General features: G+C 36.3%; 9 protein-coding genes and 1 pseudogene. 6 read left to right on the plus strand and 4 right to left on the minus strand.

The features are described from left to right. Nucleotides 1-191 (plus strand): annotated as a pseudogene (locus V7149_RS02325) (DUF2269 domain-containing protein); the annotation flags it as partial. An 834-nt stretch (nt 192-1,025) separates the two neighbouring features. Here the strand turns inward: V7149_RS02325 and V7149_RS02330 are convergent. From V7149_RS02330 to V7149_RS02345, 4 genes are all read right to left on the minus strand, one after another. After that, nucleotides 1,026-2,162 (minus strand): M24 family metallopeptidase, encoded by a 1,137-nt coding sequence (locus V7149_RS02330; protein ID WP_335344054.1) that lies wholly within the window; start codon nt 2,160-2,162, stop codon nt 1,026-1,028. A 28-nt stretch (nt 2,163-2,190) separates the two neighbouring features. Continuing rightward, nucleotides 2,191-3,510 (minus strand): MFS transporter, encoded by a 1,320-nt coding sequence (locus V7149_RS02335; RefSeq protein ID WP_335344055.1) that lies wholly within the window; start codon nt 3,508-3,510, stop codon nt 2,191-2,193. A 153-nt stretch (nt 3,511-3,663) separates the two neighbouring features. Then, nucleotides 3,664-4,890 carry a metal-dependent hydrolase family protein gene (locus tag V7149_RS02340; RefSeq protein WP_335344056.1) on the minus strand — a complete coding sequence of 409 codons (1,227 nt, stop codon included), beginning with the start codon at nt 4,888-4,890 and terminating at the stop codon, nt 3,664-3,666. Nucleotides 4,891-5,057: 167 nt separating this feature from the next. Beyond that, nucleotides 5,058-6,632 (minus strand): PucR family transcriptional regulator, encoded by a 1,575-nt coding sequence (locus tag V7149_RS02345; protein ID WP_335344057.1) that lies wholly within the window; start codon nt 6,630-6,632, stop codon nt 5,058-5,060. Nucleotides 6,633-7,340: 708 nt separating this feature from the next. Between V7149_RS02345 and V7149_RS02350 the strand changes: the two genes are divergently transcribed. The 5 genes from V7149_RS02350 (at nt 7,341) to V7149_RS02370 (ending at nt 12,169) form a co-directional block, all read left to right on the plus strand. Then, on the plus strand, nt 7,341-8,174 hold the full coding sequence (locus V7149_RS02350) for a M55 family metallopeptidase (RefSeq protein ID WP_335344058.1): 834 nt from the start codon (nt 7,341-7,343) through the stop codon (nt 8,172-8,174). A 63-nt stretch (nt 8,175-8,237) separates the two neighbouring features. After that, entirely contained in the window at nt 8,238-9,062 is an 825-nt protein-coding gene (gene dat / locus V7149_RS02355; protein ID WP_335344059.1) for a D-amino-acid transaminase, read from the plus strand. Between the two features lie 96 nt (nt 9,063-9,158). Next, on the plus strand, nt 9,159-9,317 hold the full coding sequence (locus V7149_RS02360) for a hypothetical protein (RefSeq protein ID WP_335344060.1): 159 nt from the start codon (nt 9,159-9,161) through the stop codon (nt 9,315-9,317). A 112-nt stretch (nt 9,318-9,429) separates the two neighbouring features. Beyond that, nucleotides 9,430-10,275, plus strand: coding sequence for a MurR/RpiR family transcriptional regulator (locus tag V7149_RS02365; RefSeq protein ID WP_335344061.1), 846 nt, complete (start codon nt 9,430-9,432; stop codon nt 10,273-10,275). Between the two features lie 298 nt (nt 10,276-10,573). Further along, the gene (locus tag V7149_RS02370; RefSeq protein WP_335344062.1) at nt 10,574-12,169 is read left to right on the plus strand and encodes an ABC transporter substrate-binding protein; all 1,596 of its coding nucleotides are present in this window, start codon (nt 10,574-10,576) and stop codon (nt 12,167-12,169) included. Nucleotides 12,170-12,174: the final 5 nt, after the last annotated feature.

Below are 12,174 nucleotides of genomic sequence, written 5' to 3' on the forward strand. Positions count from 1 at the left end.
AGTTAATGGTAGCAAATATGGAATTGTTAGAAACTCAAAAAGAAATGGCATTAAGTAATCCAATCTTTATTCAAAATCATGAGATAAGACAATATGCGGTCTACTTTCAAGTTCTTGTTACGATTTTCATATTTATTATTTCGTTTTTAAAACCTTGGAAGAAGAAAAAACTTCATTCAAAACAAAGTTAACTTTTATTGCTAATTGTGATGCGAAAAAGCGTGGTTAATTTAACCACGCTTTTAGTGTTTTATCTACCAATTGTAATGATATTTTATTGTTTTTTTCTTATGCGATTTACCTTTTTGCACCTCAAAACGGAACGGCTTATTTTCATGCTAATTTTTTTATTTTAGAGGAGAAGGGGGCCTCTTTCTTATCCAAAAAGAAGTCGCCACAATAAACGAAGCTGCTATGTATAATCACCCTTCTCTTCACTTACTACCGAGTAATTATGCCTACTCGTGCTGGGGTAAGCTGAAACCTTTGTCATATCTTCTAGCTGTTCAGCTGTTTTGAACAGGGTGGAGTGGAAAAGTTTAAACAAAGTACACAGTTTGAGGAAAATGTGCAGTAGGATGGGATCACAACATTTAAACAAACGTTTGACTAATAGGTGCTTTCATAATTTGGTTGACATACAGCACTAAAAATTAGTTGGTATCCGCTCGATTTGGGCGCCATCTGTGAATTGGCTGATAACCTGCCAAATCTGGCTGATAAACTACTCAAATTGGCTGATAAACCTTCCAAACCCTATCAAAAAGTGAAATTTTATCTCACATATGGAGGTTGAGAGGCATGAATAGGGTTAGGTACAACTAAATTTGCAAAACAGCCAAATTAATGTACCCTTTTTCCGTTTGATTTTGTATTTTCTTTAGGATAAATGACCATGGTGTTAATGTGCAATATCATAAATAATTTCATTGCCAGACCCCCTAAGTATATAACTAAACAGCGTTAAAAAAAGAGGTAACTCCCTTCACAAAGCTGAAGGGCAGTTACCTCTTTTTCATTCCAACTTATACTAAAGTCAATGATTCAATATCCCTCGGATAATGAGTAATCAGCTCGCATCCATCTTCCTGAACAAGCACGGTATCACTGCATCGGAACCCGCCGACACCGGGGATATACAAGGCAGGCTGAATAATAAGAGTCATGTTCTCGGCAAGGATCTCCTGACTATCGAATCGTAGAAAAGGTGATTCTCCCATGCTAATTCCTATCCCTGAGCCTGAGCGGTGAACGAAGTATTGGTCAACACCTTCTTGTTGAAAAACGTTACGAATAGCTTTGTCTACATCAGAGGCTATAATGCCTGGACGGATAGCCTCCAATGCGGCAGCATGGGCGCGAAGGACTATGGAATAATAATCTTTCTGTTCCTTGCTAGGTTCACCCACAAATCCCATTCGGTCACATTGTGCACGATAACCATTAATAGCCACTTGCCTGCAAAGGATGAATGAATCCCCAGGCTGCAATGGACGAATGCTGGAATTGGTGTGCGGCAGCACCGTTCTTTCAGTACCTGAGGTCGTCATAATGAAAGTCGTCACACTAGCTTGTGGTAAGTTTTTGGCAACCTCTTGTCTGAGAGCATTAGCCCCCAGCTGTTCCAATTCTATTTCTGAAATTTCGGGACGAACAAAGGCTAACGTTCTTTGATTAATATAGTCTACATATTTACCAGATAAACGGATTGCTTCAATCTCATCTATTTCCTTAACCGAACGTAATTGCGAAAGCTGAGTACTAATATCCTTAACCTCGAGTCCTCTGCTGCTTAAGATGTTTAATTCAGACAAGGTTAGTTTATTTGCCTCCACACCAATGAGTTTCCCTTGTGCTAGGCTCGATATTGCTTGATCTAGACTTGCATGGAAGTTTAAGCTTTTATCACCTTCCACAGGATGCTCATAATAAATCTCAATATCGACTCCTTGAGCCTCTAACTTGGCACTGTCGGCGGCTGTTGCTGGGACGATTAACACAGCTTTTTGGCCGCTCATCACTAATCCGAATGGACGAGAGAGAACGGCAGCATAAAAGCCAGTGTAATAGTAAATATGATCTAAGTCTTGTATCAAAACATCTTCAATTTCAACTGCTTTTAGAGAATGAATTAGTTTATGCCTGCGTTCTTGATAATTCATTTTTCCCTCCTAAAATCCATAAGTCTTTCTATTTATCAAATTGAACATTTTTTGTTTCTTTGTAGAGAAAGATCGTTGCAAGTAAGGTAATCACCATGGTGATACACATGTAGATTGGAACCGCCATCACATTACCTGTTTTATTGATAAGCCAGGTTGCCGCCATCATCGCTGTGCCGGCAAATACAGCACTTGCTAATTGATAAGGAACCGAAAAACCACTAACCCGAACTTTGGCGGGGAAGATTTCAGACATAGCCACCGTATTTGGACCTTGAAAAAGTGCGAAGATGATCGCCAACAGACAAACAACCACTACCATCGTTCCATAGCTTTCTGCATTAGCTAAAAGGCTAAACAGCGGGTAACTGAATAACAAGATTCCTCCGGATCCCGCAATCATAAGCGGTTTTCTGCCAAACCTATCTGCTAAGAATCCCGCAATTGGCAGGGCAATCATATAAGCAACTAGAGTAATAGCTGTGAGGGAGAAGCCTACATTCATTGGCAGTTTTAAAAACTGAGAAATATACGTTGGCATAAAGCTTAAAATCAGCCAATACGTTACAAACGCGCCACTCATCAGCAAAAAGCATGTAACCATTCCTGTCCGATGATGTTTAAACGCATCACGCAAAGGCTTTTCACTAAATGACTTAGATTCCTTTGCCTCCTGGAAAACCGGTGTTTCTTCTACACCCTTACGCATAAAGTAGCCGAAGAACGCAATGACGATCCCGAATAGGAAGGCAATTCTCCAACCCCAATCATTCAAAACCTCTGTAGAAAAAATATTGCTAAATAACAAACCTGTTAATGAACCCAATAGTAAACCGAGTGCAGATCCTACTTGTGAAAAACTAACTATGAACGCACGGTTATTCGGCTTTGAATATTCTCCTAGAAAGGATACTGCGCTGCCCCACTCCCCACCAGCGGAAATTCCTTGTAACATCCTAGCAATGGCTAAAATGATAGGCGCAGCAATCCCTATCTGTGCATAACTTGGTAAAACCCCCATAATAAACGTACTTACGCCCATGAGGATTACTGTTAAGGATAGGGTATTTTTGCGTCCAATTTTATCTCCAAAGTGGCCGAAGAGAAAGCCTCCGATCGGACGTGCGACAAAGCCTAAACCGAAAACCATAAATGATAGAATTAAACTTACCATGGGATCATTACTTGGAAAAAAGTTCACGGAGATGGCTACGGCAAAATAACCGTAAATCCCATAATCGAACCACTCCATGACGTTACCGATGATTCCAGCCATTAAATACTTATTCTTTTTTGTGTTTTTAACAGGTCCGACTGGATTATTAGGAGTTTGTGCTTTTAGTTCCATATTCCATTTCCCCCCACTTTTAAGATATTTATAGACCCTTTTTGATAATTCATTTCTTATTGCATCATCATTTTGTATCTATTAAGATGACTCTGTGTTGGGAAAACTTGCTGTATTTATCTACTATTATAATAGATAGCTTCATTTGAAAACTTAAAGAGTAATTCCGACACTGCGGCTATCTGCTCGCACTGAATCTAGATTTAGTTGATTACTAACAATCACGCCATCTTTTATGACGACTTTTTTATTTTTTAGAATCGATAAATCTTCTAGCGGGTTTTCTTCTACAATGAGAAGATCTGCCTTTTTGCCTTCTGAAATGACCCCTCTATCTTCGATTCCAAGAGCTTCTGCTGCAATCTTCGTTGATGAATGAATAACATCCATCGGCTTCATTCCAGCATCATTCATAATTAATAACTCATCAAAATAATACTCTGGCGGTGTCACCGGTGAACCGCAATCAGTACCTGTCGCAATTTTAACCCCAATTTTTATAGCCATTTCTAACATGTTTTGATGTGGAGCGGTTACTTTCTTTGCTTTTTCTAAAGCCCACGGTGCAATTCTTTCATCAGATGCGAGACGCTTCATGACTACCATTGTAGGAACTAGAAAGATTCCCTTTTCCTTCATGAGCAATAATAGTTCCTCGTCTGCATAAATTCCGTGTTCAATCGTATCAACACCGACTTCTATACAATTTTTTATTCCAAGATAGCCTTCCGCATGTGCAGCGACCTTTTTATTCTTTTTATGTGCTTCTTCAACAGCCGCCTGCATTTCTTCTGTAGTTAGTTGTGGGGATCCCGGCTCTTCGCCAAATGTATAAATACCGCCCGTTGCCATTAATTTAATAAAGTCCGCTCCATTTTTAAGGAGTTGTCTAGCAGCTTTTCGAACTTCATCCGGACCATCTGCCTCCACTCCGATATAATGAACGTGCCCGCCAGTCATTGTAATTGCAGGGCCTGAAGCCATAATAGTCGGACCTGTTAAGAGTTTCTCATTAATTGCATTTCGAACACTCAGTACTGACTGATTGGGAGAAGCAACATCACGGACAGTCGTAATCCCTAATTCCAAATATTCAGTGGCATGCTTATAGGCGTGAAGTGCCAGCATTTCTTGGTTTAGCGGGTTTATAACAGATTGAGGGTCAAAGCTTCCGTCCCAAACAAGATGAACATGGCAATCAATCAATCCTGGTAATACATATTTTCCTGTACAATCAACGACATGATCACCTGGTGTCACATTCGCCTTTCCAATTCCAATCTCTGTAATCACATCATCTTGAATAACGATATACGTATTACTTATTGCCTCATTAATAATTCCATCAATCACTGTACAGTTCGTTAAAATGGTTCTCATTATAACAGCACCTCTTTCGATTTTTTTAAAAATGTTCCTCAGAGAGGGGGAGTAAAACTATTTCGATATTTTAGAATACTTTAAAAAGATTATAAATGAGTCTACTAGCAAAACGCATTGTTCCCGAGAAACAAAAAAAACTGATTACATTGTAATCAGATAACAATTCATGATGAGAAGTTATAACCTTTGGATTCTACTTCGGTTTTGTAAAAATAATATTTAAGCCCCAACATCAGGTCGATATATCGGTTTGAATCATCAATTTTAAAATCCAAAAGATCCTCAATCTTTTTTATACGATATTTAACCGTGTTTGGGTGTAAATGCAGCTGTTCTCCACTTTCTTTTAGGCTAAAAAATGTTTGTAAGTAAACATACAATGTTTTCACCAAGTTGGTGTCATTACTTTTATCGTGAATAATGAGAGGCTGTAAGAAATCTAGATGATAATCTTCTAATAAATTTGTCATTCTCATAAAATACATCACTTTTTCATACCCTAATTCATCCCAGCTGCAGAAAACCTGATCATGAATGGATGAATAATGGAGGGCGATCGTAGCCTGCTTATATATGGTCTTTAGGTCCATCCTTGTTAATCCCATTAATTTACCACTTATGCCGACCTTTATATCTTTTCCTAGTGTGAGGAAATCATTAGCATTGAATTGATTTTGCATTAAAGCCATAATCCGATTATCCATAATCCATACTAAACCATTAGGCTCATCATCTACTTTTGATTCGATAAAGGAATAATATTCTCTTAACTTGGATTTATCCTCTGGCTCGGCCATTAATAAATACTTAATATTGTTGATGTCAAAATAAAAATCCTCACTGGTTATTTCAGTAATTCTTTTATCAGAAAAGATTTCTTCTAATAGGATGATATCTTTATTTTTATGGTATTCTTTCGTCTGATTTTTTTTCATCGCATCTAAAATCAAGGCTGTTAATGCATTTTTGATGACAACATGACGAAAAGGGGCCTCCTTATTGAGCTGACCAATGATTAAATAACCATAAAAGTCCATTTTGCTGTTTAAGGGGAATACCTGGAAGTCACCTAGCTGTGAATGATGATTTGGAACTTCTATTGGCTTTAAAGTCAAACGGACCTGATTAAAAATAGGCTGAAAATCATTTGTGACTTCGTCTATGCAATGCCTCAAAAACAAACGGGAAAAATGTGGAGAATTCCATAATGATACTACTTTCATTTCCTTATTTAAGTAAATAATGTATTCATCAAGATACTTTCCTAATGATTGAATAATATAATGATTTTCTTTTTCTATAACAAGTGCGTCTAGCATATTTTGATTTAATTGATCGATCTCACCTTTTATCTTGGACCTTTCTTCATATATTAATTCTAGATATTTTTCATATAACAAATGATAGGGAATATTGGCGGGAATATAAAATAATGGGATTTTGGCTTCGTTCGCTAAATCTAGTAATTCATTCGGAACCTCAGAATATACAACATTATGAACACAAATACCGCTAACACCTACTTTTGTATACCATTCAAAGTGTTCCATAATTTCAGCAATACTTTTAAATCCATAAAAGGTTGTTAAGATAACCGAGTTTTTATGAACCCTCGTGCTCTTAAATGGAAACTCCTGAACATCTAGATACTCTATTACATTATCTAACCCATCATCTCCAGCAATGAGCTTGATTTGTTCCTGTTCCAATACCTTCTGAAAATCACCTACAGTTATCATAATCATCACCTCTATATCATAAGTGGATTTGCAGGAATCTATTATCCTTATTTTTTAATTATAGACTAAATTCAGTTTTTCCGTTCTAAGTGGAGGAATGAAATGGAAAGGTGCCAGTGGGAAGCATAGGGGAGGGGGCTTGTGTTTACTTATTAAAACTTGTGTTTACTTATTAAAACCTAGATGAAAATAGCTAATCAAACGTTTGATTAAATTATTGAAAAGCGATTTAATCAAACGTTTAATTAAATCGCCAACCGCTTGAGGCTGTAAGGTTAGAGTGTTAAACAAACGTTTGATTAAACTTGGATAATCATTTAAACAAACGTTTGATTCCATATAGAAATGCCTCAAGCTGTTCGAGATTCATAAATACCACCTGTATTAAAGTTATGAATACCTTTAATTGGATTTCTTTATTGTAATATTGTAAATTAATATATAATAATAAATGTTTATATAGAATATTCAGTAAAGAGTTAAGCCAGCGCACATCATGGCTGTGGTTCTGAGAATGTACTGGGTACAGATCATCCTGTGGTTTTACGGCTAAATTGAAAAATTAGGGGGGAATACATATAAAAAACGGAGAAACTATTTAAGTATACTAGGTTCATTGAAACCAATACTGTCCTCTTATCCATAAAGATATGGGGATTTTTTCTGCCTATTTTCAAATAGTGATAAATCTTGATTTGGAGAAAACTAATGAAAATCTATATAGTGGCGGATGGTGAGGGCATATCCGGGGTAGTGAATTCGGAGGAGATGCACCATTCGGGAAAGTATTATGACCAATTTAGAAAATTAATGACGATGGATGTTAATGCTGCCATTGAAGGTGCTTTTGAAGCCGGTGCTACAGAGGTTGTTGTTAATGATGCTCACTGGTCCATGCTAAATATTCTATATGAGGAGTTAGACCCGAGAGCGGAACTAATTAGAGGATCGAATAAAAATTTATGTATGATGGAGCAGGTAGAGGGATTTGATGCGGCTCTTTTTATCGGCTTACATGCAAAAGTTGGTCATTCCCACGGTGTAGCCAACGAAACGATGGTTGGCCCGGAAATGTATGAAACGAGAATGAATGGGGTTCCAGTTGGAGAGTTAGAGATTAACGCAGCGGTTGCAGGCCATTTTGGAGTTCCTGTTATTATGGTTTCGGGGGACGATTGCCTAGCGAAAGAGGCAAAAGAAAGCTTGGGCGATGTAGAGACAGCTATTGTTAAAAAGTCTATTGACCGATGGGCAGCCAGATGTTTGCCAATGGTTAAAGCACATGAAGAAATTCGTTCCAAAGCCTTTACGGCTGTTAAGCGAATAAATGATTTTAAACCATATGAGGTAACGGGGCCAGTCGAAATGGAAATCGAATGGACTTCGACTGCCGAATGTAAAAAAGCAAGCCTTGTTCCCGGTTCCTATATGAAGTCGCCGAGAATTATTGCGTATAAAGGGGACACTTTTTTAGAAGCTTGGAAGGGAATATTTGCGTGCTTACATATTGGGAGCATAGCGTTTGATAAAATTTATGGGTAAAATCGTTTGACGGATAGGGTTAAAAGGCGTTATGGGAAAAGCCTTTTTTAGGGAGGAATCATCATGATTTTATGGAATGAACGTATTGTGCAGCGAGAAGAAGTGAAGATTGATTTTGAAGACCGCGGATACCAATTCGGTGATGGAGTCTATGAAGTAATTCGGGTGTACAGCGGCAAATTTTTTGAAATGGATTTTCATTTGGAGCGCTTAAAGCAGAGCGCTGAAAAAATTGATTTAGCCATCCCTTATAGTTTCATAGATATTAAGAACAAGTTAATCGAGCTTATTCAGATCAACAATATCATAAACGGGACTGTATATGTTCAAGTTACACGAGGAACAGCACCGAGAACCCACCATTTTCCGGACGAATCTACGGCTGTTCTGATCGCTTATACGCAGGAAAGTGAGCGGCCTATAAATAAAACAACGAATGGTATTTCTGCTATTCTAACTGAGGATGTGCGCTGGCTCTGCTGTGACATAAAAAGTCTCAACTTGCTTCCCAATGTTCTTGCAAAACAAAAGGCAAAAAAACTTAAATGTGACGAGGCTCTATTACACCGCGGAGAAATTGTATCAGAGGGAAGCTCAAGCAACGTATTTATTGTTAACGGGAACGTAATCAGCACACACCCAGCCAACAATCTGATATTAAATGGAATTACTAGAAAAGTGGTATTCCAATTAGCTAGAGAGAATCATATTGAAGTTAGGGAAGAACCATTTACAATTGATAAAATGCTCAGCTCCGATGAAATCTTTATTACCAGTACTACCTTTGAAATATCGCCGGTCATTAAGATTAATGATACAAAAATAGGAAATGGCATTCCCGGTATTGTGACACAGACACTGCAAAAGGCATTTGATGAGCGCATTTGAGGTAGTATTTCGGTGGAATGTTTGGTAATAAGAAGCGGCTACTTACAATACAGTAGCTGCTTTTTTTTATTTGTAAAAAAGAAGGGGATTGGGAAATTGGCTGACAAGTGGGTAGAATTGGCTGACAAAGTGCTCAATTTGGCCGAGAAACGATTTAAATTGGCTGACAACGTACCCGATCTGGCTGATAAACGAGTTAAAATAGACTATCACAGATTTAAGTTAAAAAAATATAGTTTTTTTAAAAAAAACTAAAAATGTGTTTACAATTTTCAAAATATTTATTATTCTAAATAAAAAGAATAATATAATCCTTTTTATTTTCAAAATGAATGTTTATATCCTTTTTTTGAATGGAGCAATTTAAATGAGCATTGAGAATTTATTAAAAGAAAAATACCCAACATTGTCAAAGGGACAAAAAAAAGTGGCAGATTTATTACTAAAAGATGTAGTTAGTTTTAGTATGTCCACAGCTTCCCAAATTGCAAAACAAGCTGAGGTTAGTGAAACAACAGTAATTCGATTATCTTATGCTTTGGACTTTGAAACTTTTTCGCAAATGCAAAAGTTTATACAAAAGGACTATTTATTTAAGAAGGATCAGTTGGAAAATTTATCAACCGAAGAGTCAAATAACAATCTAGATTTCATCGATAGTTCGATAGAAAAAGAAATTGAGATACTTAGAACCTTAAGAAATAAATTAGATATAAATCACTATTGGCATGCAATTGATGAAATTATGGCTGCCGACGAAGTATACATAGTAGGGTTTAGGGCTTCTTATGCTGCAGCTTATTGGTTGTACTTAAAGTTAAAAATGCTGAGAAAAGATGTGAATTTAATTTCCTCTGAAACTAGTTATCCTGAAGATTTATTAATTGAAACTAATAAGAAAACATTGTATATCTTTATTTCTTTCCCAAGATACAGTGCTCGGAGTTTAGAAATTGCCAAAACAGTAAAGGAACAGGGAACAAAATTAATAACAATTACCGATCATCTATTATCACCAATATCTCAAATCTCTGATGTAAGCTTCACAACTCAAATAAATACTAATTCGGAAAACTTTATCCCTATTAGTTCTATCTTGAGTTTACTAAATATTATTACTACCGGAATCGAAATGAAGTATGAAAGGGAAGTGATGGAGAGAGTACGAAAAATTCAAAACAAGTACAAAGAATCAGATTACTTTATTGAATGAAGAATGAGAGAAAAAATGAGAAATGGGGAGGTAATCCTTTAGAAAATTTCCTGAATCGAATAACCATTTTTAAGTGCTGGTCATGTTTATATTAATCTTACAAAATATAAACATTAAAGTTAAATGATGAAAGAAGTCAAGGAATTCGTGAAAGCGATTTCAGCCAAGATCTACAGTTGAAGTTAGTCGTCTTCCAAAGGATGTATTAGTTTAAATTGAGGCAATAGCTGCCTATAGTACTCAATAATTTATAGAATTCTAATAAATTTAATTTTATGGAACAGGGGGCTTGGTTTAGTTGAAGAAAAGAAAATTATTTGCGACAGGTTTAATATTTTTGCTATCGATATTTTTATTAATAGGTTGTGCGCCTAATAATACATCAAACTCAAACACTAACACTGACACTAAACAAAATGAAGAGAATACAAATTCTTCGGGAGGAACAATAAAATTAGCTTGGAATTCACAGCCACCTACTCTTGACACTCATACAACAAATACAAACGTAGTACGTGATATTGCAAGACAAATATTCGAAAACTTAATAACTTTTGATGAAAATTATGAACTTGCTCCTATGTTAGCAGAGTCATTTGAAGAAAGTGAAGACCGTAAAACAATAACGTTTAAATTAAGAAAAGGTGTATTATTCCATAACGGTAAAGAATTGAAAGCTGAAGATGTTGTTGCATCGATGACAAAATGGCAGCAAAACGGAACAGCTAAAACGGAACTTGGTAACTCAACATGGGAAGCAATTGACGATTATACAGTTACTTTAAATGTTGAGAAACCTTCAATTTCTGTATTGTACAGACTAGCTGATGTTACTCAAACAGCTTCTATTATGCCTAAAGAAGTAATTGAAGCAGCTGATGCAACAGGTGTAAAGGAATTCATAGGTACTGGACCTTTTAAATTAGAAGAGTGGAAACACGACTCGTATATTAAATTAGCTAAATTTGAAGGTTATAAGCCATTAGATGCTCCAACAAGTGGTTTAGGCGGTAAAAAAGAAGCTTTGGTTGATGAAATCTATATCTACTTTGTGTCTGACATTTCTACTCGAGTAAACGGGGTTATAAGTGGTGAATATGATTATGCTTTTGAATTACCTTTTGACAGTATGCAACAACTAAAGAGTTCACCGGAAGTTGTAATTGATATTTGGCCATATGGTTTTGAAACATTAGTTTTTAATAAAAAAGGAATTTTTCAAGACTTAAGACTAAGACAAGCAATAAATCACGCGATAAATAATGAAGAATTATTATCATTAGCATTTACAGATAAAGAGTTCTATCGCCTTGAACCAGCGTATATGCGTCCAGAACAAAAGAATTGGTACACCCAGGCTGGAGAGGAAAATTATAATGTGTATGATGTTGAGAAAGCTAAAGAATTATTAAAGGAAGCTGATTATAAAGGTGAGGAAGTAACAATTCTAACTAGCAGTGATTACAGATACCATTATGATGCTGCGGTTATCACACAACAATCACTAGAGAAAATAGGTATGAACGTTAAACTGGACGTTACAGATTGGGCAACTTTACTTGATCGAAGAAAGGATCCGGAAAAATGGGATATTTTCTTTACACAGTTTACTACTGTTGCTACACCGTTAGCATATCCGTTTTTGGAATCTAAGGTAGAATATCCTGGGTGGACAAATAGCCCTGATATCGACCGATTAATAAATGAAATAAGAAATTCTCCTTCGCAAGAAGAAGCGACAGCCAAGTTTGAAGAATTACAAGCGATTATTTGGAGTGAACTACCAGTAATTAACGTTGGTATGGCAAACTTCATTTCAAGCTATTCCAATAAAGTAAAGGGATATTCTGAATTTATGGGCCCAATTTTCTGGAATACAAGTATTGAGCAATAGAAATA

Source organism: Bacillus sp. JJ1503 (genome assembly GCF_036965125.1).
In the GTDB taxonomy this organism is placed as follows: domain Bacteria; phylum Bacillota; class Bacilli; order Bacillales; family Cytobacillaceae; genus Cytobacillus.